At 32.3% G+C, this 24,286-nt stretch carries 22 protein-coding genes; 11 read left to right on the top strand and 11 right to left on the bottom strand.

The features are described 5' to 3' along the window. Nucleotides 1-38 precede the first annotated feature (38 nt). The 4 genes from LOS86_RS05725 to LOS86_RS05710 are packed head-to-tail and all read right to left on the bottom strand — an operon-like array spanning nucleotide 39 to nucleotide 5,098. Nucleotides 39-2,075 (bottom strand): protein-disulfide reductase DsbD family protein, encoded by a 2,037-nt coding sequence (locus tag LOS86_RS05725; RefSeq protein WP_231843662.1) that lies wholly within the window; start codon nucleotides 2,073-2,075, stop codon nucleotides 39-41. Continuing rightward, entirely contained in the window at nucleotides 2,072-3,382 is a 1,311-nt protein-coding gene (gene tilS, locus LOS86_RS05720; RefSeq protein WP_231843661.1) for a tRNA lysidine(34) synthetase TilS, read from the bottom strand. Before tilS ends, LOS86_RS05725 begins: the two co-directional genes overlap by 4 nt. A gap of 33 nt (nucleotides 3,383-3,415) precedes the next feature. Then, the gene (locus tag LOS86_RS05715; RefSeq protein WP_231843660.1) at nucleotides 3,416-3,772 is read right to left on the bottom strand and encodes a four helix bundle protein; all 357 of its coding nucleotides are present in this window, start codon (nucleotides 3,770-3,772) and stop codon (nucleotides 3,416-3,418) included. Nucleotides 3,773-3,814: 42 nt separating this feature from the next. After that, nucleotides 3,815-5,098: an anthranilate synthase component I family protein gene (locus LOS86_RS05710; RefSeq protein ID WP_231843659.1), complete on the bottom strand. Its 1,284-nt coding sequence runs from the start codon at nucleotides 5,096-5,098 to the stop codon at nucleotides 3,815-3,817. A gap of 182 nt (nucleotides 5,099-5,280) precedes the next feature. Between LOS86_RS05710 and LOS86_RS05705 the strand changes: the two genes are divergently transcribed. From LOS86_RS05705 to LOS86_RS05690, 4 genes are all read left to right on the top strand, one after another. Next, nucleotides 5,281-6,174, top strand: a complete 894-nt coding sequence (locus LOS86_RS05705; RefSeq protein WP_231843658.1) for a DUF4349 domain-containing protein — start codon at nucleotides 5,281-5,283, stop codon at nucleotides 6,172-6,174. Between the two features lie 84 nt (nucleotides 6,175-6,258). Next, nucleotides 6,259-6,636 (top strand): DoxX family membrane protein, encoded by a 378-nt coding sequence (locus LOS86_RS05700; protein WP_231843657.1) that lies wholly within the window; start codon nucleotides 6,259-6,261, stop codon nucleotides 6,634-6,636. Between the two features lie 166 nt (nucleotides 6,637-6,802). Continuing rightward, nucleotides 6,803-7,918, top strand: a complete 1,116-nt coding sequence (locus tag LOS86_RS05695; protein WP_231843656.1) for an AAA family ATPase — start codon at nucleotides 6,803-6,805, stop codon at nucleotides 7,916-7,918. Next, nucleotides 7,908-8,630, top strand: coding sequence for a hypothetical protein (locus LOS86_RS05690; protein WP_231843655.1), 723 nt, complete (start codon nucleotides 7,908-7,910; stop codon nucleotides 8,628-8,630). The genes LOS86_RS05695 and LOS86_RS05690 overlap by 11 nt, the downstream gene beginning before the upstream one ends. Nucleotides 8,631-8,880: 250 nt before the next feature. On the opposite strand, the gene lpdA is transcribed toward LOS86_RS05690, so the two are convergent. Both lpdA and LOS86_RS05680 read right to left on the bottom strand, forming a co-directional pair. Beyond that, on the bottom strand, nucleotides 8,881-10,284 hold the full coding sequence (gene lpdA, locus LOS86_RS05685; protein ID WP_231843654.1) for a dihydrolipoyl dehydrogenase: 1,404 nt from the start codon (nucleotides 10,282-10,284) through the stop codon (nucleotides 8,881-8,883). 97 nt (nucleotides 10,285-10,381) lie between these two features. Continuing rightward, nucleotides 10,382-10,837 (bottom strand): Lrp/AsnC family transcriptional regulator, encoded by a 456-nt coding sequence (locus tag LOS86_RS05680; protein ID WP_231843653.1) that lies wholly within the window; start codon nucleotides 10,835-10,837, stop codon nucleotides 10,382-10,384. A gap of 181 nt (nucleotides 10,838-11,018) precedes the next feature. Here LOS86_RS05680 and LOS86_RS05675 point away from each other — a divergent pair, with 181 nt between their 5' ends. From LOS86_RS05675 to LOS86_RS05645, 7 genes are all read left to right on the top strand, one after another. Then, nucleotides 11,019-12,221 (top strand): aminotransferase class I/II-fold pyridoxal phosphate-dependent enzyme, encoded by a 1,203-nt coding sequence (locus LOS86_RS05675; protein WP_231843652.1) that lies wholly within the window; start codon nucleotides 11,019-11,021, stop codon nucleotides 12,219-12,221. A gap of 103 nt (nucleotides 12,222-12,324) precedes the next feature. Further along, nucleotides 12,325-14,493, top strand: a complete 2,169-nt coding sequence (locus LOS86_RS05670) for a S9 family peptidase (RefSeq protein ID WP_231843651.1) — start codon at nucleotides 12,325-12,327, stop codon at nucleotides 14,491-14,493. A 113-nt stretch (nucleotides 14,494-14,606) separates the two neighbouring features. Further along, on the top strand, nucleotides 14,607-16,076 hold the full coding sequence (gene nhaC / locus LOS86_RS05665; protein WP_231843650.1) for a Na+/H+ antiporter NhaC: 1,470 nt from the start codon (nucleotides 14,607-14,609) through the stop codon (nucleotides 16,074-16,076). 118 nt (nucleotides 16,077-16,194) lie between these two features. Next, a complete protein-coding gene (locus LOS86_RS05660) occupies nucleotides 16,195-16,830 on the top strand; it encodes a peroxiredoxin (protein ID WP_231843649.1) in 636 nt (211 codons plus the stop codon). Nucleotides 16,831-16,909: 79 nt separating this feature from the next. After that, nucleotides 16,910-17,218 (top strand): thioredoxin family protein, encoded by a 309-nt coding sequence (locus LOS86_RS05655; protein ID WP_231843648.1) that lies wholly within the window; start codon nucleotides 16,910-16,912, stop codon nucleotides 17,216-17,218. Between the two features lie 75 nt (nucleotides 17,219-17,293). Beyond that, a complete protein-coding gene (locus tag LOS86_RS05650) occupies nucleotides 17,294-17,551 on the top strand; it encodes a DUF6952 family protein (protein ID WP_231843647.1) in 258 nt (85 codons plus the stop codon). Between the two features lie 125 nt (nucleotides 17,552-17,676). Next, the gene (locus LOS86_RS05645; protein ID WP_231843646.1) at nucleotides 17,677-19,413 is read left to right on the top strand and encodes a T9SS type A sorting domain-containing protein; all 1,737 of its coding nucleotides are present in this window, start codon (nucleotides 17,677-17,679) and stop codon (nucleotides 19,411-19,413) included. 72 nt (nucleotides 19,414-19,485) lie between these two features. Here the strand turns inward: LOS86_RS05645 and arsB are convergent, their stop codons facing one another. The 5 genes from arsB to rpsA form a co-directional block, all read right to left on the bottom strand. After that, a complete protein-coding gene (gene arsB / locus LOS86_RS05640) occupies nucleotides 19,486-20,517 on the bottom strand; it encodes an ACR3 family arsenite efflux transporter (protein ID WP_231843645.1) in 1,032 nt (343 codons plus the stop codon). 6 nt (nucleotides 20,518-20,523) lie between these two features. Next, nucleotides 20,524-21,132, bottom strand: coding sequence for an arsenate-mycothiol transferase ArsC (locus tag LOS86_RS05635; RefSeq protein ID WP_231843644.1), 609 nt, complete (start codon nucleotides 21,130-21,132; stop codon nucleotides 20,524-20,526). 61 nt (nucleotides 21,133-21,193) lie between these two features. After that, nucleotides 21,194-21,670, bottom strand: coding sequence for a DUF6428 family protein (locus LOS86_RS05630; RefSeq protein ID WP_231843643.1), 477 nt, complete (start codon nucleotides 21,668-21,670; stop codon nucleotides 21,194-21,196). Nucleotides 21,671-21,774: 104 nt separating this feature from the next. Next, on the bottom strand, nucleotides 21,775-22,098 hold the full coding sequence (locus tag LOS86_RS05625; RefSeq protein WP_231843642.1) for an ArsR/SmtB family transcription factor: 324 nt from the start codon (nucleotides 22,096-22,098) through the stop codon (nucleotides 21,775-21,777). A 239-nt stretch (nucleotides 22,099-22,337) separates the two neighbouring features. After that, the gene (gene rpsA, locus LOS86_RS05620) at nucleotides 22,338-24,101 is read right to left on the bottom strand and encodes a 30S ribosomal protein S1 (protein ID WP_231843641.1); all 1,764 of its coding nucleotides are present in this window, start codon (nucleotides 24,099-24,101) and stop codon (nucleotides 22,338-22,340) included. Nucleotides 24,102-24,286: the final 185 nt, after the last annotated feature.

The following is a 24,286-nucleotide window of genomic DNA, read 5'->3' as shown; positions in this document are numbered from 1 at the left end:
AGAAAACAACTTACAGGTTTAAAATATTCAAACTTAATTTATTTTGTAGCTTCTTTTATTCCGTCTTCTAACCATTTTTTATATTCCTGAATGTCAGTAGTATACGCAATTGGTTTAGAAGCATCCTCCCCTTTGTTATTTAATATTACATATAAAGGTTGAGAGTTACTTTCATAACGTGTGATTTGCATATCGGTCCATTTATTTCCAATTGTAATCACTTCTTTTCCAGTAGTTTTTGAAACATACTGTTGCTCTTTTGGTAATTCAATTTTTCTATCACAATACAAAGAGATTAGCACAACTTGTTCTTTTAAAATAGGTAAAATTGATTTGTCTGACCAAACATTATCTTCCATTTTTCTACAGTTCGCACAGGCATCACCTGTAAAGTCTAATAAAATAGGCTTGTTTACTTTTTGAGCATAGGCTAAACCAATTTCGTAATCTTCAAATGCAATAATTCCGTGTGGTCCTTTGTGAGCATGTTCCGGTAAATCTACATGAGAACTACCTCCAGAACCAAAGCCGTTTGAACTTTCAGCATAATTTATAGGTGGAGTTAAACCACTTAATATTTTTAAAGGTGCTCCCCATAAACCTGGAATCATGTAAAAAGTAAATGTGGTTACTATAATGGCCATAATTAATCTTCCTACTCCTATTTTATCCGCACGTTCGTAATCATGAGGTAACATATATTTTCCAAATAAATACAATGCCCAAGCTCCAAAAATGGCAATCCAAATTGCTATAAACAATTCTCTTTCTAACCAATGTTTTTGTAGCACTAAATCGGCATTAGATAAAAACTTAAAGGCAAAGGCTAATTCTAAAAATCCTAAAGAAACTTTTACCGTATTCAACCAACCGCCTGATTTTGGCATAGAATTCAACCAACCAGGAAACATCGCAAAAAGCATAAATGGTAAAGCAATAGCTAAAGAAAAACCAAACATACCTACAATTGGTGCAATTCCACCTTTTGAAGCGGATTCTACTAACAATGTACCAACGATTGGTCCTGTACAAGAAAAGGAAACAACTGCTAAAGCTAATGCCATAAAAATAATACCCACTACTCCGCCTTTATCGGCTTGTGAATCTAATTTTGTAGCCCAAGAACTTGGTAATACAATTTCAAAAGCTCCAAGGAATGACATGGCAAAAACAACAAGTAATGCAAAGAAAATTACATTAAAAGTAACACTAGTTGAAAGTTCATTTAAGGCTTCAGCACCGAAAATTCCAGTGATTAAAGAACCTAATAATACATAAATTATAATAATTGAAACGCCATACACAATTGCATTTCTAATTCCTTCCGCTTTAGTTTTGCTTTGCTTTGTAAAAAAAGAAACCGTCATTGGAATCATTGGAAAAATACAAGGCATTAAAATTGCAGCAAAACCTCCTAAAAATGACAATAAAAAGATTGTCCATAAACTTTTTGACTCTTTATTATCGTTTTTTGAAGATTCTTTTTCTTCTTTTGTAGTTGAAGATTTTACCTCTTTAGAAGATGTATCATCGGTTACCGTCTCAGTATCGTTAGAAGCCGTTGTGTCTGTTAATGAAACAACTGCTGCTTTTACTTCTTCTTTACTATCTTCAGAAACTTTAATTTCAGGTAGTTTAAAAATCAATTTACTTTCTGTAGGCACACATTTCCCTTCAATACAAGCTTGTCCAGAAGCAAAAACTTCAATTGATTTAAAGGAAGTATTCGTAACTTTTATTCTTTGTGTAAAAGTTGCTTGATCTATAAAAAAGTACTCGTCTATTTCAAAAACTTCGTTAAACTCTTTCTTATATGGCGATTCTTTTGTTTTACCCACTAATTGATAATTGTTTTTTTGATTTTTATATTCAAAAACCAAAGGCATAGCACCACCATCTGGAGTAAATTGAGAGTACAGATGCCATCCAGCATCTACTTTTGCTGTTGTTACTAAATCAAATTCAATATCTGAAACTTTAACTACTTTTGCCGACCATTTTACTGGGTCAACAATTTGAGCATTTGATAGTAAAATTGAAAATAAAAAGGCAATTAGGGCAAAATATTTTTTCATTCTTCTAATTCTATTTTAATAGGGTTTTGTGTTGTTTTATTCGTTATAAATCGGTTATCTGCTCGTTTTCCAATTACCCAAATAATTTGGTCTTCTGAACATAACAACCATTGATTTTCTTTATCAATAAGCGAATATTTTTCGTCTTTAAAATATTTACTTAACTTTTTCTTTCCTGTCATTACTGATGGATAAAAATAATCTCCTTCTTTCCATTTTCTGATGATTAACGGAAATTTCAATTTATCCTTGTCCACAAATATACAATTTGAATTTACATATTCACCCCCTGAAAACCGTGAAAAAACAAGTTTTAAGGGAATATTAACTTTACTATCAATAGATTCGATAAAAAAAACGGCATCTTTTGTTGTTGTTTTCCTTTCGGAAAGAACTAGCTTTTCTCGATCTTTCAGTAAAATATGCGTTTCAGAAAAAACTTGCTTTCCGGATTGTGCGTCAACCAAATCATAAATATCATTCCAAGCCGAAAATCCGTATGTTTTCAACCATTGGAACAAATAGGCTTTGTAGTTTTTGAACTGAAGTAATGCTTTTAAATGGATTTCTACATGATTTTCTTTCTGCTCTACAACTTTTTCATAAACCAATTTAGAAGCATCATTAACTAAACTTCCTGCTTGTTGTAAATGATGTAAGGTATTTTGAAACGAATCTAAAAATCCGATATTCAATTCTTTAAAAACGGGAACAATATCGTGACGCAGTTTATTTCGGAAATACTTGTCTGAAGCGTTACTAGAATCTTCTCGCCATTGAATTTTATTATCTAATGCATAATTTTCAATTTCTTTTCTTGAAAACGGCAACAACGGACGAATAATGTTTTCATTTTGAGGTGGAATTCCCGTTAACCCATCTAAACCAGTTCCTCTAATAAAATTGATTAAAAACGTTTCGACATTGTCATCCAAATGATGCGCGGTAACCAAATAATCCAATTGGTTTTCCGATAAAAGCTCTTGAAACCAATTATAGCGTAACTTTCGAGCCGCTAATTGAATGGAAAGTTTATTTTCTTTAGAATAACTTTCAGTATCAAATCTAATGCAGTAACTTTTTACTTGTAACTTTTCACTTTTTACTTGTACAAAAAGTTCATCTCCATCACTCTCTAGTCCACGAAGTTGAAAATTACAATGCGCTATGGCAATATCATAATGCAATTGCTGAAATAAATGCATCAAAACCATACTATCAACACCTCCACTAACTGCTAAGAGCAATTTCTTGTCTTTCAGTTGGGGAAAACTTTGTTCGATATGGTTTTGGAATTTTGTAAGCATAAACAAAAGTAATTAGTAAAAAGGGAAAAGGGATTAGTTTTCAGACAATTTATTTATTAGCGAATTTAGCATTTTTTCAATTTCAATAGACAATTCATTGATTTCTTTACAATCTTCTTTGGAAATATAATTCAGATTAATTGCAATTTCTATTTGGGTTTGACATTCAAATAAAGAACCTCTCGCAATTTGTAAAAATCTTGAATAATCTTTTTTGTAATTTCTTCCATAACCTTCAGCTATATTTGAAGGAATAGCGACTGAACTTCTTCTAATTTGTGAAATTAATCCAAACTTTTCACTTTCAGGAATTTTTGATGTTAGAGAATAAACCAATGTAACCCAACTCAACGATTTTTGCCAAACAATTAAATCTCTATAACTTTTCATATTTATTGCTTTTACTTTTCCCTAATCCCTTATTACTTTTCCCTAGCTTAAAACCTCAAACATCGCTTTTGCTTTCAACAAACATTCTTCATACTCCATTTCCGGAATGGCTTGAGAAGTTATAGCACTTCCAACAGAAAAAGATAAATATTGATTTTGTGCATTATATAAAATACTTCGAATGACCACATTAAAATCGAAATCGCCATTTGGAGTGAAATAACCTACTGCTCCGCTGTATAATCCGCGTTTGGTTTCTTCTAATGCTTCAATGATTTGCATGGCTGAAATCTTTGGTGCTCCCGTCATACTTCCCATTGGAAAAGTAGTTCTCAGAATTTCGATGGGAGAAGTGGTATTTTCTACTTCGGAAACTATCGTGGAAATCATTTGGTGGACTTGCTTAAACGTGTAAATCTGACACAATTCTTCCACTTGAACGCTTCCTTTTGTAGCGGTGTGCGATAAATCGTTGCGAACTAAATCGACAATCATGATATTTTCGGAACGCTCTTTTTCGTTTTGAGCTAAATCAGATTTTAATTGTTCGTCTTGCTCTACATCGAAGCTTCTTCTTGCGGTTCCTTTTATAGGTTGGGAAATTACTTTTAAACCTTCTTTTCTTAAATAACGCTCAGGTGAAGCGGAAAGTAAATACTGAAAATTATTTTTAAAATACACCGCAAATGGCGGTTCAGAAATAGCATTCAACTTTTGATAAATTTCCAAAGGCTCAATTTTAGCATTTTCGGCATAGAATTCCATGCAAAAATTAGCTTCATAAATGTCGCCACGATGAATGTGTTCGAGCATTTTAGCAACTTTGGAAAGGTAGTTTTCTTTTGGGATGCGTTGCTTTATGGAAATCGGTGATGGGTAATGGATAATGGGTACGATAGATAAGATTTCTTCAAAATCTAATTCTATTTCGTCATCACACATTCGTAAATATTGAATTTCAACCTGATTTTCTTTAATCAAAAACAACTTTTTAGGTTGAAAGAAAAACAAATCAGGAAAATTTAATCCATCGAAATTATTGGATTGTAAATCTTCGGTATCGTTTTTTAAATCGTAAGACAAATACCCAAACAACCAATCCTTAGCCTGACTTTGGTATTGATACAAATCTTGAAACGCATTATCGTAATCGGTTTTAATCGAAGTGAAAGCATCCACCGCCAAAACAGCATCGTAACTCGAATACTTTTGATGATAGTCATTCGAATCTAAAAACACAACTTCTCTGTGTTGGTTGGCCCAATGCAAAAGTTGGTTTTTAAAGTCGGAAAACTGGGAAATATCTTTTGTAATTACTGTTCTCAAATTGGAAAATTTACTTCGTAAAAGTACAATAAAAAAATAGTTACTAAAAATGAATGCGATTGTTAAAATTTGGCACGGTTTTTATTCTTGGATGATTAACTAAACATTTAAATTCATTTCTATTGATGCTAAAACTACACGTATTAAAAACAATTAATCAATAACTTTAAAAATGAATTTTTATGAACAAAAACACCAAAATCGTTTTGACTTTGCTTGCATTTGGCTTAGTCTTATCTTGTAAAGAATCGGCTTCAAAAGAAAACGCAACCTATATGGAAGAAGTTGCTATTGATAGTATAAATGCAATGTCTTCTTCTGCCGCCGTTGAAAACAAAAACAGCAATCGGAAATTTGTTCGAACAGCCGATGTAAAATTCAAAGTCAAGAATGTCGTCAAATCGACTTATGCGATTGAAGATGCAACTACGAAATTTGGTGGATTTGTAACTTTTACAAAATTAGAAAGTAACATTTACAGTGTAGATAAAACCAAAGTGAGTCAGGATAGTACTTTAGTGACTACAAAATACAAAGTAGATAACAACATTACGATTCGTGTTCCGAATACCAAAATGGATACGGTGATTAAAACCATTGCGAAACAAATTCATTTTTTGGATTATCGCATCATTAAAGCGGATGATGTTTCGTTACAAATGTTATCTAATGAATTAGCGCAAAAAAGAAGTAATTCTTCAGAAAAACGATTGGAAAATGCTATTGATTCGAAGGGAAAGAAACTCAATCAAGTGGTAAAAGCAGAAGAAACGTTAGATGCTAAAAAAGAACAAAATGACGCTTCAAAAATGCAGAATTTATCACTTCAAGATCAAGTGAATTTTAGTACATTGACTTTAAACATTTACCAAGACGAAAGCATCAAACAAGAAATGGTAGCTAATGAAAAAAGCATCAACGCTTACCGACCAAATATTGGCTTACAAATTTGGGACAGTGTAAAAACGGGTTGGTTTATGTTAGAACACATTATAGCATTTGTTGTAGTGCTTTGGCCATTTGCTTTGATTGGGCTTTTAGGATTTTTGGGATATAAGAAGTTTTTGAAAAAGTAAGAAATAAACCATCGGGAAACTGGTGGTTTTTTATATACATAATTTACTATCTTTGAAATAACTAACCAAAAAACTACTTCAATTATGAAAATTGCAACTATTATTGTTCGTGTACTTTTAGGAGCTATGATGCTTTTTGCTTCTATTTCTTATTTTTTCAACCTTATGGGAGAACAACCTGAACCAACTGGAGATTTGGCTACTTTAATGGCTGGATTTATGGCTTCAAAATACATTTTTCCTGTAGCAAAAGCTATTGAATTAGTAGCAGGATTAATGTTAGTAAGCGGTAAATTTGTACGACTAGGAACTATCATTTTGTTACCCATAAGCATCAATATTTTTCTAATTCATGTAGTGGTAACAGGTAGTGATATTCCAATGGCAGCAGCCATCTTATTTGCTAATGTGTTTTTAATTTATGCTAATTGGGATGGTTTTAAAGAAATTGTAAAGCCGTAACATTTAAAATTATTTAACTGAATTTTATCTAACATATATACCCAAAATTGGGTTGCTAAGTAAATTTTGTCATACGTATAAGCAAGTTGGCAGTAATACTAAAAAACTACCGTAATTTTTTTACGGCATTACTTTTTTCATTATCTTTGGCAAAAATGTTATAGAAATGCTTAGAAAATTTAAAGTTTCAAACTTTAAAAGTTTTGAAAAAGATTTTGAAATAGATTTGACAAATGTTAATGGTTATGAATTTAATAAAAGTTCTATCAAAAATGGAATAGTCAACAATGCCATTATTTACGGTCATAACGGTGCTGGTAAATCAAATTTAGCTCTTGCAATTTTTGATATCATTGAGCATTTAACTGACAAACAAAGAAATGAGTCTGTTTATAAAAATTATTTAAACGCTTATTGTAAATCTAATGTAGCAACTTTCTATTATGAATTTTTAATAAATTCAAAAATTGTTAAATACGAATATAAGAAAACTGACTACAAAACTATATCTTTTGAACGTTTCACTATAGATGATGAAGAACTTGTCTTATTTGACAGAATGAATAAATCAAGTGCTTTAATAAAATTAAAAGGCGCTGAAACTTTAAAAACAGAATTAGAGAATTCTGAGTTATCAATTCTTAAGTATATTAAAAACAATACTGACCTTGAGCACAATGATATAAATAATACGTTTACTACATTTTTTTATTTTATTGAGCAGATGTTGTATTTCCGTTCATTGAATGACAGAATGTTTCTTGGTTTCGATATTGGAGGAAAATATATTTTTGAAGACATCATTAAAAAGAAAAATGTTGAAGATTTTGAATTATTTTTAAATTCTGCTGGAATTAAATGTCAATTATCTATTATTGAAGAATTAGGCAAAAATTCAATTGTTTTTAATTTCAATGGAAAACAACTTCCTTTCGCCGAAGCGGCATCAACAGGAACGATTGCACTTGCTTTATTTTACTTTTGGTATCAAAGTATAAAAGAAAACGGAACGGTTTCATTTGTTTTTATAGACGAATTTGATGCATTTTATCATCATTCTTTATCTGCTTTGATAGTTGAAAAATTAAAAGAAACAGGTGTACAATTTATTCTTACAACCCACAATACTTCAATAATGACTAATGATCTTTTAAGGCCAGATTGTTACTTTGAAATGACAAAAAAACAAATACGCTCTTTGTCAAAAAGTACACAAAAAGAGTTGAGAGAAGCACATAATATCGAAAAAATGTATAAATCAGGTTCATTCGATGTCGAGTAAAGTATTATTTATTTTTGAAGGCCCTAAACTAGAGAAATTAATTACAGACAATTTAACTCAATTCTTTGTAAATGAAAACACTGTAATTACTTGTGTATATTGTACGACTATTTATAAAATTTATTCTGAAATCTCAGAAGATGAAGATTTAGATACATTTAACTTACTTAAGGAAATAGAAATCAATAAAGAAAAACTAAAGGATTTTAAAAGGTCTGATTTTGCACAAATTTATATGTTTTTCGATTATGATGGTCACGCAACAAATGCCAGTGATGAAAAAATAAAAAAATTATTAGAATTCTTTAATGAAGAAACTGAAAAAGGTAAACTTTATATTAGTTACCCAATGGTCGAAGCATTTAAACATATTGAAGACTTTGATGCATTTGAAGAATTAAAAGTTCCTTGTAAAGAAAATATTGATTATAAAAGAATCGTTAGACAGAAAGGTTTAGAAAGCTTAAAACATATTATCAACTATGATATAGATAATTGGTCAGAATTAATCAAAGCTCATCTTAAAAAAATGAATAAAATTGTACACAATTCATATATCTTTCCAAATGATATTATTGAACAAATAATCATTTTTGATAATCAATTAACCAAATATATTAATTTAGATAAAACCGTAGGGGTTTTAAGTGCATTTCCTGTATTTCTTCATGATTATTATGGTAACGAAGAAATAAAAAAACGTATAGAATAAAAAAGTACTACTGCCAACAGGCGTTTGGCAAGATTGCGAATTTTGTGGTAAATTCACGTTTGTATTTCGCAAGAAATTTAATCTTTAACAGAAAATAATCGGTTCCGAAGTCGCAACCTCGCCAAGCGCCGCAAAATGTTAAAAACCAACTAAAAAAAGCTAATTTTAACTCCTTTCCATCCTTAATATAAAAACAAAAAAATCCCAAACTCAATTGAATTTGGGATTATTGATATAATAACTTTTCTATTTACACGTGTAATGCTCTGTTATCTGTTGCTGCTAATGCTGCTTCTTTGATAGCTTCTGCAAATGTTGGGTGTGCGTGAGACATTCTTGAAATATCTTCTGCGCTTGCTCTAAATTCCATAGCTGTTACTGCTTCTGCAATTAAATCAGCACATCTTGCTCCAATCATATGAACTCCTAAAACTTCGTCTGTTTTAGCATCAGCTAAGATTTTTACAAAACCGTCAGTGTCTCCTCCTGCTCTAGCTCTTCCTAATGCTTTGAATGGGAAACTTCCTGCTTTATAAGCTACACCTTCTGCTTTTAATTGCTCTTCTGTTTTACCAACAGCGGCAACTTCTGGCCAAGTGTACACTACACCTGGAATCAAATTATAATCGATATGTGGTTTTTGTCCTGCTAAAATTTCAGCTACCATAACTCCTTCTTCTTCCGCTTTGTGCGCTAACATCGCTCCACGAACTACGTCACCAATTGCATAAATGTTAGCAGCCGAGGTTTGTAAATGATCGTTTACTTCGATTTGACCTCTTTCGGTAACTTTTACGCCTGCTTTTTCTGCGTTTAATCCATCTGTATAAGGACGACGACCTACAGAAACTAATGAATAATCACCTTCTAATGTGATGATTTCGCCTTTAGCATTTTCTGCTTTTACCGTTACAACATCTCCAGCTCTTTCTACTGATTGCACTTTGTGAGACGTGTAGAATTTCATTCCTTGTTTTTTCAATACTTTAGTCAATTCTTTTGACAGCGCCCCATCCATTCCTGGGATGATTCTGTCCATGAATTCAACTACAGAAACTTGCGCTCCTAAACGTAAATATACTTGACCTAATTCGATACCGATAACACCACCACCAATAATTACTAAGTGTTTTGGAACTTCTTTCAGTTTCAAAGCTTCAGTAGAAGTGATGATTCTTTCTTTATCTAATTTGATAAATGGTAAACTTGATGGTTTAGAACCTGTAGCAATAATAATATTTTTAGATTCGATAATTTCTGAAGAACCATCAGCTTTCGTTACTTTTACAGAAGTAGCGCTTTCAAACGAACCAACTCCATTAAAAACGGTAATATTGTTTTTATCCATTAAGAATTTTACACCACCCGAAGTTTGATCTACAACTGCTTGTTTACGAGCAATCATTTTTTCTAAATTCACTTTAACATCACCTGAAACTTCAATTCCGTGGTCTGCAAAGTGTTGTAACTCTTCATAATGATGAGAAGATGCTAATAATGCTTTCGATGGAATACATCCTACATTTAAACACGTTCCTCCAAGAGTTGAATATTTTTCAATAATAGCTGTTTTAAAACCTAATTGGGCACAACGGATAGCCGCAACATATCCTCCAGGGCCAGAACCAATAACGGTTACATCAAATTGACTCATGATTGTATATAAAGTTTGTTGTTTGACTTAAATTCGGATACAAAAGTAACGCTTTTTGAATTAATTCTTTGTTACTTTTTTGGTAAATTATTATAGCTTAATTTAAAGTAAAAGCAGTGGTAAATTTTACCTCTCCAATCATAAAAGAACTATGCGTGCTTCCAATATGCTGTAACCCTGTAAGCTTTGTAACCATAAACTCACGATATTCTTCCATATCTCTAACATTTACTTTTAAGATATAGTCATAATCGCCACTTACGTGATAACATTCCGAAACTTCGGTTAATTTTACCACTTCGTTTTCAAATGTCGTAATATAGTCTTTAGTGTGTTGGTTTAACTTAATGTGGCAAAAAACCACAAAAGATTTGTCTAATTTAACTCGGTCTAAAAGTGCTACATATTTGGTAATCACTCCTTCTCTTTCTAATTTTTTTATTCGTTCGTAAACTGCAGTAACGGAGAGATTGAGTAATAAGGAAAGTTCCTTAGTTGTCTTTTTAGTGTCTTCTTGTAGAAAACCTAAAAGTTTTTTGTCGATTGCGTCCATTAGTTGTTGTGTTGTTAGTTTTTTGTTGTCGGCAAATGTAACTATTTCACACAAATAACAGAAATAAAAACTACAACTTTAATATAAAATAGAATAAATTTCTATTTTTATTTACTAGTATTGAAAAAAATATTACATATTCCTAATTTTGATTTCAAATAAACAACCAAACTAAAAATTTATGGAAAAATTCAATCCTGCGGATCGCATCCAAGACTTACAATATTTTGGAGAATTTGGTGGAGTAAACCCATCGATATCAGACAGTTCAACGTATACCTTTCTTTCAGCAAAAACCATGTTTGACACCTTTGAAGGGAATGCTGAAGGTTGTTACTTATACTCTCGTCATTCATCACCAAGTAATTTATACCTTGACAAAGCTTTGGCAGCAATGGAAGGTACAGAATCGGCAAACGTAGCTGCTTCTGGAATGGGCGCTATCACTCCTACTCTTTTACAATTGTGTGGAAACGGAGATCATATCGTTTCAAGTAGAACTATTTACGGAGGAACGTATGCTTTCTTGAAAAATTTCGTTCCAAGAATGGGTATCAAAACTACTTTTGTTGACATCACCAAATTAGACGTAGTTGAAGCAGCTATTACTCCAAATACAAAAGTTATTTATTGCGAAACTGTTAGTAATCCTTTATTAGAAGTTGCTGATATTGCTTCATTAGCAAAAATCGCAAAAAAACACAATATCAAATTAGTAGTGGATAATACGTTTTCACCTTTATCTGTTGCTCCAGCGAAATTAGGAGCTGATATCGTGATTCACTCGTTAACAAAATACATCAATGGAAGTAGCGATACAGTTGGTGGTGTGGTTTGTGCTTCTCAAGAATTCATTAACAGCTTGAAAAATGTAAACGACGGAGCAAGTATGCTTTTAGGTCCAACAATGGACAGTTTGCGTTCGGCTTCTGTAATGAAAAACTTAAGAACATTACACATCAGAATGAAACAACACAGCCACAACGCAATGTATTTGGCTAATAAATTTGAAGCTGACGGAATTAAAACGGTTTACCCAGGTTTAGCAAGTCACCCAAGTCATGAAATTTACAAAACCATGATTAATCAAGAGTACGGTTTTGGTGGAATGATGACGATTGATGTTGGAAGTTTAGATAAAGCCAATGCGTTGATGGAATTAATGCAAGAAAGAAACTTAGGCTACTTAGCGGTAAGTTTAGGATTCTACAAAACGTTATTCAGTGCACCTGGGACTTCAACTTCATCTGAAATTCCATTAGAAGAACAAGCAGAAATGGGCTTAACCGATGGGTTAATTCGTTTTTCAATTGGTTTGGATAACGATATAGAAAGAACCTATCAAATGATGAGACAATGTATGGTTGAATTAGGTGTTTTATAATTCCATCAAAATAATTTCATTAGAATCCGATTTAGCAATGAATCGGATTTTTTTGTAACAAAAACGTAACTTTGAACTCTAATACTCAATTAATTTACTAGTAATGAAAAAATATATTTTAAGTTTTCTGTTGGTTGGAAGCTTTGCCGTTGCGCAAAATTTAACCATTGAAGAAACTGTTTTAGGACCAAGAAAATATGCTCCAACAACACAAACTGCCCAACAATGGCGTAAAGATTCGAAATCCATCACCTATTTAAGTACTGACTTTTCTTCATTAGTTGAAAAAAGCGCTGCAAACGGTTGGACAGCTTCCACTTTAGCCACAAAAGCGGAATTTGAAGCTGCTTTAAAATCGAAAATTTCTAATGATGAATTTTCTCTTAGAATGTTTCCATTTGCCATCACTTGGAAAACTGCAAATACGTTTGAAACTGAAGTTACAGGCAAGAAAAACAATTACAAATTAACTTATGATGTAGTTTCAAAACAAATTGTATCTGTGATTAGTTATAATATTGAAGGTGCTCAAGCAAAATTTGCTTCTAACAATAATGTCGCTTGGTTACAAGAAAACAATATCCGAATTACAACTCCAACGGGACAAGTTATTGAAGTTACCAATGACGAAAACAAAGCAATCGTTAATGGTTCAGAAAACGTGCACCGTCAAGAATTTGGCATCAACAGCGGCATGTGGTGGAACGAAAAAGGAACGCAATTGGCTTACTATCGTAAAGATGAAACTATGGTTGCTAATTATCCGATTACCAATTGGAACGAACGTGAAGCAACCAACAAAGACATCAAATATCCAATGGCTGGAATGACAAGCGAGAATGTTACTTTGGTAATTTACGATGTAGCTTCGGGTAAAAAAGTAACGATTCAAACAGGGGAACCAAAAGACCAATATTTAACTATGGTGTCTTGGGAACCATCAGGAAAACACATTTTTATTGGCATTTTAAATCGCGAACAAAATCATTTAAAATTCAATAAATATGATGTGGCAACTGGCGCTTTTGTAAAAACATTATTTGAAGAAAAAGCAAGTACTTGGGTAGAACCGCAACACGCATTAACTTTTGTACCTAATAATCCATCACAATTTATTTATCAAACGGATTTCTATGGTTTCAACCAAATGTATTTGTACAATACCGATGGGAAATTATTGAAAAAATTAGGATATAAAGATGTAGTGGTTAAAGAAATATTGGGATTTGATGCAACTAATACCAAAATAAACTACATCGGAACTTGTAATAATGGCTTAGATCGTCAATTGTTTCAAGTAGATTTAAAATCGGGGAAAACAGTTCAATTAACAACTGTTTCTGGAACGCACAATGCTTCTGTTTCTTCAGACGGAACGATGGTTTTAGACCAATACAGCAACTTAAGCACTCCAAACGAAATTTCGATTTTAAACATCAAAAATAAAAGGGCGAATACTTCTTTGGTAAAAGCCGAAAATCCTTTCACAGGAAAAATTGATTTACCTAAAATTGAATTTGTAACCTTAACTTCTGCTGATGGAACCACTCCATTAAACGGTAGATTAATTTATCCAGGGAACTTTGATGCTACAAAGAAATATCCTGTTATGGTTTATGTTTACGGAGGTTCTCATGCCCAACTTGTAAATAATCGTTGGTTAGGTGGTGCTGGATTTTTCGATATTTACATGGCACAACAAGGATATGTGGTATTTACATTAGACAACAGAGGAAGTGATTCTCGTGGAAAGAAATTTTGCGATGTAAATCATAGAAATTTAGGGGTAAACGAAATGGCCGATCAAATGAAAGGTATCGAATTCTTAAAATCTAAATCATTTGTTGATGTTGATAAAATTGGAGTTTTTGGTTGGAGTTTTGGAGGTTTCATGACCACTTCATTAATGACAAATCATTCTGATGTATTTAAAGTGGGTGTTGCTGGCGGACCAGTTATCGATTGGAAATACTACGAAATCATGTACGGAGAACGTTATATGGATACACCACAAGAAAATCCAGAAGGGTATGAAAAAACATCTTTATTAAACAAAGCTAAAGATTTAAAAGGTCGTTTATTAATTATTCACGGAGCACAAGACCCCGTAGTGGTGCAACAACATAGTATGAACTTTGTTGAAGCTTGTATAAAAGCAGGAAAACAAGTAGATTACTTCTTGTATCCAAATCACGAACATAACGTAGGTGGAAGAGATCGAATTCACATGTATGCAAAAATTGCAGATTACTTCAATATTCATTTAAAATAAAAAGAGTTTAAATCTTTCATTATAAATCCGTTGAGTTTTCAACGGATTTCTTTTTATAATGAAGTTTTCAAAATAAAAAGCATTTTTCTATATTGCATGCTCAAACAAATAAAATGGATACAAAAATCATTAAGAATAAGGAATTAAATATTTGGGAAGCATTAATCCCTGTAATTGCTCTTATTGGAATGCTCGCTTATAATGTATTGATAGCTTATAATGGAGAAGATGACGATCCTCTGGCTGGTAGTAATCAATTTGTATTATTGTTAGGAGCTGGTGTTGCTGTGATTGTAGGACTTTTTAATAAAGTTTCCTTTCAAACTATGATTGATGAAGTTGCTAGCAATATTAAATCTACTGCGGGTGCTATTCTAATACTATTAATGGTAGGTGCTTTAGCTGGAACCTGGTTATTAAGCGGTATTATTCCTTCCATGATTTACTATGGCTTACAAATATTAAGTCCGGCGATATTTTTACCTGCTACTATGGTAATTTGTTCCATAATTTCTATTGCAACAGGTAGCTCTTGGACTACATCAGCAACTGTTGGTATTGCTTTAGTAGGTATTGGAGGTGCAATTGGCTTCCCTGTTGGGATGGTAGCTGGAGCTGTTATTTCTGGAGCGTATTTTGGAGATAAATTATCACCTATGTCTGACACAACAAATTTAGCACCTGCTATGGCTGGAACTGATTTGTTTACTCACATAAGATACATGACCTTAACCACTATTCCAACCTTTACCATTTCATTGCTATTATTCATTTTTTTAGGTTTAACAATTGATATTCATGGAAATGCAGACACGTCTCAAATGTTGATTGATATCGAAAAATCCTTTCACATTACAGGTTGGCTATTCCTAGTTCCTGTAATTGTAATTGGGTTAATATTCAAAAAAACAGAACCATTAATAGCTTTATTTATTGGAGTATTATTAGGCGGATTATTTGCTTTGATTTTTCAACCCCAATTGATAAAAGAACTTATGCATGTTGACACCTTAACATTTAAGTCGGCCTATAAGGGAATTATGAACGCTATTACTACAGAAACTATTATTCCAACTGAAAATGAAAATTTAGTAAAATTATTTAAGGCTAAAGGAATGAGTGGTATGCTTGGAACCATTTGGTTAATTCTTTGTGCTATGGTTTTTGGCGGGGTAATGGATGCCATTGGGGCTTTATCAAGAATAAGTAAAGCTTTATTAAAGTTAGCACATTCAACTTTTGGATTATTTGCTTCAACTGTAGGTAGTTGTTTGGCATTAAATATTACGGCTTCAGATCAATATTTAGCAATTGTAGTTCCTGGAAAAATGTTTGCAAAGGCCTATAAAGATAAAGGGTTAGCACCTGAAAATTTGAGTAGAACATTAGAAGATTCAGGAACTGTTACTTCGGTTTTAATTCCTTGGAATACTTGTGGAGCTTATCAATCTGGGACTCTAAACGTTGATACATTAGATTATTTACCTTATGCATTTTTTAATATCATCAGTCCCATAATGACATTAATCTTTGCTGCATTTAATATTAAAATAAGACAATTAGTTTCACATATAAAAGAATAAAACACTATAATCAAAATCTATATTAAAATAAAATTTAACCATGACTTAACTATAGTTGTGGTTTTTTTATTTGTATTTTTGCACTAGAAATTTAATTAATAATTTAAATAGAAATAAAATGGCATTAGTAGGAAAAAAATTCCCAAACATTACAGTAGACGCTATCTCTTTTATGGGAGATAATTTAAGAATCAACGTTTTAGAAGAAGCGGTAAACAACAAGAAAAAAGTAGTTTTATTTTGGTACCCAAAAGATTTCACTTTTGTATGTCCTACAGAATTACATGCTTTTCAAGCAGCTTTAGGTGAGTTTGAAAAAAGAAACACTATGGTAATTGGTGCATCTTGTGATACAAACGAAGTTCACTTTGCTTGGCTAAACACAGCAAAAAACAATGGTGGAATTGAAGGTGTAACTTATCCTTTATTAGCTGATACTACAAGAAATTTAGCTGCTGCTTTAGATATTTTAGATGCTGAATGGGTTTACAACGAAGATTTAAATGATGAAATCTTAGAAGGATCAAATGTAACTTTCAGAGCTACTTATTTAATTGACGAAGATGGAAAAGTATTCCACGAAAGCGTTAATGATATGCCATTAGGAAGAAACGTAAACGAGTACTTAAGATTAATTGATGCTTATACACACGTTCAAACTAAAGGTGAAGTTTGTCCAGCTAACTGGGAAGAAGGAAAAGACGCTATGAGTGCAGATAGAAACTCTACTGCTGCTTATTTAGCTTCACACTAAAATAATATGTCAATTATCAATGTGTCGATTAGACAATAATTGGCACATTGACATATTGTCTAATTGAAAATAAAAAAAAATGTTTACAGAAATAGAACAAGATAATTTAGCTGAAATTGTAAATTCAAACGAAACAGTTGTAGTACAATATTCGGCATCATGGTGTGGAAATTGCCGTATTATGAAACCAAAATTCAAAATGATTGCCTCTCAATATGAAGCAATTCCTTTCGTGATGGTGGATGCAGAAAAGTTTCCAGAATCTAGAAAATTAGCAAAAGTTGACAATTTACCTACATTTGCTACTTTTAAAAATGGTGTTTTGGTAAATCAAACCCAAACTAACAAAGCTGAAGTTTTAGCTGAATTGGTTAATGAAGTACTGTAAAGATAATTTGATTTTCGGATATTAGATATTCGGATGTCTGAAAATTTAATATCTGAAAATCTAAAATCTAATACTATGAAATTACCTATTATAAAACAGTTAACCCAATTTATTGAAGACAACGACCAAGATTATTTAGTAGAAACTATTGAAGTTTTAGAAAATCTTTGTGAAGTTTCTTCTTTAAAGGATGAAGAATTAGATGTTATTGCCGAACTTATTTCCAATATGTACGGAGCTTTAGAAGTAAATCAAATGATTAAAGACGGAAAGGACAAAAAAACCGCTTTAAATGATTTTATGAAGCGCGTTTTAGGTTCGATTGACAAATAATTAATAAAGCTCTATTTAAGAGCTTTATTATTTTTAACCACTTTTTTTCACTAGAATTAAATAATTTTAGAAAATTTAACACATATTTTATATATTGCACAATTAATCCCTATAAAATTATGTGCATGAATAAAATTACTTCTTTTATATCCATTTCGATATTATTCATTTCTACCTTAGGTTTTTCCCAAATTCAATTTAAACCTAGACCAACAGATTTCGAATATTTTGAATTTCGTAACGATAGTATTTTTCCATTAAAAACTCCTGTTCAAAATACTACGAATAGAACGTTTGTAAGCAAACTTCCCTACCCTATTATTTTTATTCATGGTTTGAATTCTAGTTCTGAAACTTGGAACACTTCCACCGATTATTATGATACACAATACGGATTTACGTTTGGTGGCCGATTCGATTTTTGTCTAAATGCTGACAATAATAATACTACTACAAATAAAAATTTCTACCCAACTGCTGGGGCTGATATTGCTGCTTTTGAATCACTAGTTCAAGATGGTGATTATTTTTATGTGAATTTCAATGTAAATCCAAATGGAGCTGTTGGTACAACGGTATTAAGTAATCAATCTGCAATTGCCAAACAAGGTGCTGCTGTTAAAGTTGCGGTTCAAAGAGTTATGGAAGTAACTGGAAAAGATAAAGTTATATTAGTGGGACACAGCATGGGCGGATTAGCATCAAGAGAATACATTCAAAACAGCGAGAATTGGCAAGCAGATAACCAACATCATGTAGCGAAATTATTGACATTAGGTACGCCTCATGGTGGTAGTAATGCAAGTGATAACGTATTAGCTTTTATGACAGGTACCGATGTAAGTTCTGAAGCCATTAGAGACTTAAAAACCACTTATTATTATAGCGGTGAACCTGGGCATTACTTATTTGGAGGTTTAGAAGTACAAAATAGTTCAAGTATGAATGACAACTCGTATACACCTGACTTTTACAATTCTGATATCAATTGTAATGGTATTGTAGGAGAAAACATTCAAGGATTGAACCAAAAATCAATTGATCATTTCATCGACTTTTCATGTGTAATCGGTAGAATTACGAATGCTTTTGGAAGTAATATTACTACTGATGGTGTGGTTCCTGAACCATCTTCCAACATGAATACTTATTTAACCGGATTAACTTATCCAGCTAAGTTATTCTATTTTAATTCTGGTTATGACATTATTGAAAATCATACCGAATTACCAGGATATCCGTATCAAATGATGCAAGGGTTAGACGAACCTAATTACAAAGAATTAGCATACGTAATTGAGACTAATAAAAACTATATCGGTTATACTACGGTTCAAAATCCCACAGGGGCTGATAATGATTATTTTAAATTTACTGTTTCTGATGTAGTTGAAGCTACGGTTGATGTAAGTAGCATTGTAACCTCTACCATGAACGGAAGTATTTTAGACGCTACCGGAACAGCTATAGGTGCCAATCAAAATAATAGTGGCAATACATTAAGTTTTACAAGAACCCTAACACCTGGAGACTACTTTTTAAAACTTACAAGTACTAGTCCTACAAATACTAATTATCAAACACCTTATCAATTTAATATTACCACTACTTTAAGTGCTGATGATACTAGTTTTGAGACATTTGTTTATTATCCAAATCCAGTTAAAGATATTTTATATTTGAACCATATTCAATTAACAAAAGCAAGTGTTTATAGCGTTTTAGGTCAATTAATCGATACAAAATCTTTTGAAAAATCTAGTACCAATACATTGGATTTTTCAAATTTAGAAAGTGGTATTTATTTGGTTGTACTTGAAAATGATTCCCAACAAAAAACGATTAAAGTAATTAAAGAATAAAAGGAAAAGTTGTCTAAAACACATTAGAAGCTGAAACGGCTTGACAAAAATGAGATTATTAGACAACTTTTTTTATTTAAAATATTTCTTTCTTAACCAAAAAGCCACATTTACTAGTAGTATCAAAGCAGGAACTTCTACTAATGGTCCAATAACACCAGCAAAGGCTTGTCCGCTATTGATTCCGAATACGCCGATGGAAACTGCAATGGCTAGTTCAAAATTATTACCTGAAGCAGTAAAAGATAATGCTGTAGCATCTCTATAATCGGCACCAATTTTCTTGGCTACAAAAAACATCAAGAAAAACATTATTGCAAAGAAAATCACTAATGGAATAGCAACCCGAACTACATCCATTGGTAAATCGACAATCATTTCGCCTTTTAAACTGAACATCACTACAATCGTAAACAGCAATGCTATTAAAGTTATTGGCGATACAAAAGGAATGAATTTTTGATTGAAAAACTTATCTCCAATGTACTTTTTTATTGCAAATCGGCTTATGACTGCTAATGCAAAGGGAATTCCTAAATAAATCCCAACGGTTTGCGCAATTTCAGCAATGGTAATATTTAATTCTAATCCTTGAATACCAAACAATGGCAACATTATCTTTAAATAAAAATACGCATACAAACTAAAGAAAAATACTTGTAGCAAACTGTTAATTCCAATTAAACCAGCAGTTAGTTCACGGTTTCCTTCGGCTAATTCGTTCCAAACGATTACCATGGCGATACAAGGCGCAATCCCAATGATAATTAATCCTGTCATATATTCAGGATACTCTTTCAAGAAGAAAGTTGCTAATAAAAACATTAAAAACGGTCCAACAATCCACGTAATAAATAGTGATGCCAATAATAACTTTGGCTTTTTGAACATTTGAGGTACTTTTGAAAAATCGATTTTAGTAAGCGGTGGATACATCATTAGTATCAAACCAATTGCTAATGGGATATTTGTTGTACCTGATGAAAAGGAATTGATAAAATTAGCTGAATTGGGAATAAAATAGCCTATTCCTACTCCAATTAGCATCGCTAAGAAAATCCAAAGTGTTAAATAACGGTCTAAAAATCCTAATCTTTTTTTCATTTCTATTTATTTTATTTGAGAAAACACAAAATACATTTCGCTCGCAATTTGTAAACTACGTTCTGCATATTTGGCATCCATTACATCGGTTCCATCAAAGGCTTTTGGATCGTCGTATTTGATTGGGAATCTTGCTTCTGCACCAAAAACCATTGGACAACCTTCGTCGGCATTGTTGCAAGTCATGATGGCTCCAAAGTTAGTTTTTGGATTAAAATCATCAAAATAGGCTTTTGAAAAACAGATGATAGGATGTTGATTATCATCAAACTTAACCGCGTAAACTGGATTTTGTTCTTGACTTAACTTCTGAATTTGAAATCCTTGATTAACCAAGGTTTCGGCTACTTTAGGAAACATCGCTGTAGCTTCCGTTCCTCCAGAATAACAAAATATATTTTTGATTCCGAATTGAAATGCCATGGTTTGTGCCCAAATTTGCGATAAATGACTTCTTCTGGAATTGTGAGTACAAATGAAGTTCAATCGGATTTCTTTGTTCGAATTGACTTTATTTTGAATGTAATCCACTAGCGGTTGTAAAACTGCTTTACGTTCGGCAGAAACTTCTATTTTTGAAATAGATACGATGGTTTTTAATAAATTTTCTAGCATATTTTGATTTTTTAACCACAAGGTGCACTAAGAAGGCACAATGAAATAGTACTTTATTGAATTAACAACAACCTGAATCAGGTGTGCAACAAGAGGTTTGTTTTGGTTTCCACTCGCCTATTTTTACTTTTAGTTTTTCGGGTGGGATGCCGCATTTGTCTTTTGCTAAACAATCGGTTAGTTTTGATGTTAGTAAGAAATTGGTTCCATCAAAATCCAAATTGAATTTCCCAATGGTTTCTTTCATTTGGTATTCAACTTCGATTTCTAAATCAGGTAAACCTAAGGTTTTTTCTGAAAGTTCTATGATGTGAACTAATTTCTCTGGATGTAATCTGTGGTCATAATCGTTGGCTTCCCAAAGTTGGAAATTGATTACTTCTTCTGTACGAACGGTGCCACCACAATCGATGAAGTGTTTGGTTACTTTTCCTACTTCGGTAACGTGGAAATGACTAGGTACTAATTCGCCATTTGGTAATTGAAAAGCTATTGTAGTTAGCTTTTTTAATTCAGATTTGATTTCGGATAGTTTCATAGTTGTGTTATTTAAATTGTTTTCAAAAGTTCTCGATACAATTTTTAAAAGTAAAAATTAGCATTTTTTCTTTTAAAAATCACTCGAAGTGACGCTCATTAATATTAACAACATTTGTTTTTAAGTTGTTTGTTTATGGAACCGAAATACTTTTCAATAATTTCGATAGTATCTGGATTGATGCAGTAACAAATGGCGGTTCCGTCAATATTTCCTTTGATGATGTTGGCATTTTTTAGCTCTTTTAAGTGTTGAGAAACGGTGGGTTGGGCTAACGGCAACACTTCTACAATATCACCACAAATGCAGCTATCAACTGACAATAAATATTCAACAATTGCCACTCTTGCAGGATGCGACAGCGCTTTAAACATATTAGCCATTTCGTTATGTTCAATTGAAAAGGATTCGGATTTTGATGCTCCCATAATGTTTTGATTTACTTATTTCATCTAATTGTAAACTATTCTCGATACTATTTTATACAGCAAAAATTATCATTTTTTCTATATAAAATCACTCGAATTGACGTTACAATGATTATTACAAATTATTATATTGCAATATTACGATAAACAAATATAATACACAATAAAAAATCCCGAAATTTCTTTCGGGATTGATTTTATAGATGCTGAAACGAGTTCAGCATGACAAAAAAGTGAGATTATTTACCTCCTTTTTCCATTTTAGCTTTTAATTCAGCAAGAATATCGTTATTATCACCTAAAGTAGATGTTTGAGCTGGAGCTGAAGTTGTTTCAACTGCTGCTTTAACGTTTTTCTCTTCTTCTTCTCTGAAGATAGCTGTATGAGAGGCTACTACTCTTTTGAATTCTTTGTTGAACTCAATTACTTTGAAATCAGCAGTATCTCCTTTTTTCAATTTTTTACCGTCTTCTTTTTCTAAGTGACGTGTAGGGATGAAAGCAACGATATCGTCACCGAATTCTACAGTAGCCCCTTTGTCAACGATTTCAGAAATTGTTCCGTTGTGGTTAGTTCCTACAGCGAAAGCATCTTCGTATTTATCCCAAGGATTAGCTGTAGTTTGTTTGTGACCTAAAGATAATTTACGACCTTCAACGTCTAATTCTAATACTACTACGTCTAATTTATCCCCTACGTTTACGAATTCAGATGGGTGTTTGATTTTCTTAGTCCAAGATAAATCAGAGATGTATACTAAACCATCGATACCTTCTTCTAACTCTACGAAAATTCCGAAGTTTGTGAAGTTTCTAACGATTCCAGTGTGTTTAGAACCTACTGGGTATTTAGCTGTGATATCTGTCCAAGGATCTTGTGTCATTTGTTTGATACCTAAAGACATTTTTCTTTCTTCTCTGTCTAAAGTTAAAACAACTGCTTCTACTTCGTCACCAATTTTCATGAAATCTTGAGCACTTCTTAAGTGAGTAGACCAAGACATTTCAGAAACGTGGATTAAACCTTCAACACCTTCAGCTACTTCGATGAATGCACCGTAATCAGCTAAAACTACTACTTTACCTTTTACTTTATCTCCTACTTTTAAGTCAGCAGCTAAAGCATCCCATGGGTGAGCGTTTAATTGTTTTAAACCTAATTGAATTCTTGTTTTCTCATCATCGAAATCAAGGATTACAACGTTTAATTTTTGGTCTAATTCTAATACTTCAGATGGGTGGTTAATTCTTGACCAAGATAAGTCAGTGATGTGGATTAATCCGTCTACACCTCCTAAGTCGATGAATACACCGTAAGAAGTAATGTTTTTAACAACACCTTCTAATACTTGACCTTTTTCTAACTGACCGATAATTTCTTTTTTCTGAACTTCGATATCAGCTTCGATAAGCGCTTTGTGCGATACTACTACGTTTTTGAATTCGTGGTTAATTTTAACTACTTTGAATTCCATAGTTTTGTTCACGTATTGATCGTAATCACGAATTGGTTTTACATCAATTTGAGAACCTGGTAAGAACGCTTCGATTCCGAATACGTCAACGATCATACCTCCTTTAGTTCTACATTTTACGAAACCGTTAACGATTTCACCAGACTCATTAGCTGCGATAACTCTATCCCATGCTTTGATAGTTCTAGCTTTTCTGTGTGATAATACTAACTGACCTGTTTTGTCTTCACGAACGTCGATTAATACTTCTACTTTATCACCAACTTTTAAGTTAGGATTGTAACGGAATTCGTTTAAAGAGATAACACCTTCCGATTTAGCGTTGATATCAACGATAGCATCTCTATCTGTGATTCTTACAACAACTCCTTCAACAACTTCTTCGTCTCCTGTAGATACGAAAGTTTTTTCTACTAAAGCTTCAAATTCTTGTAAGTTTTTTTCGTCAACTGCATCGATACCTTCTGCATAGTTGTGCCAGTTAAAATTCGCTAAAAACTCTTCTTGTGTTTTGTTAATTTCAGACATGCTGATTAAAAATTTGTATGTTGGGTTTCTTGCGTTTCTTTATTCGAATAGAAAACATCAACAGTGTTTTACATAAATAATTGATACCTAATGGAAACGCTTCTTCGTCAAAAGGTGCGCAAAATTACAACTATATTTTTGATTTACAAAACATTGATTGTTTATTTTATAACATTTATTTATGT

Source organism: Flavobacterium cyclinae, from assembly GCF_021172145.1.
Taxonomy (GTDB): domain Bacteria; phylum Bacteroidota; class Bacteroidia; order Flavobacteriales; family Flavobacteriaceae; genus Flavobacterium; species Flavobacterium cyclinae.
The sequence above is the reverse complement of the archived record's forward strand: the minus strand, read 5'-3'. Positions and strand labels throughout refer to the sequence as shown.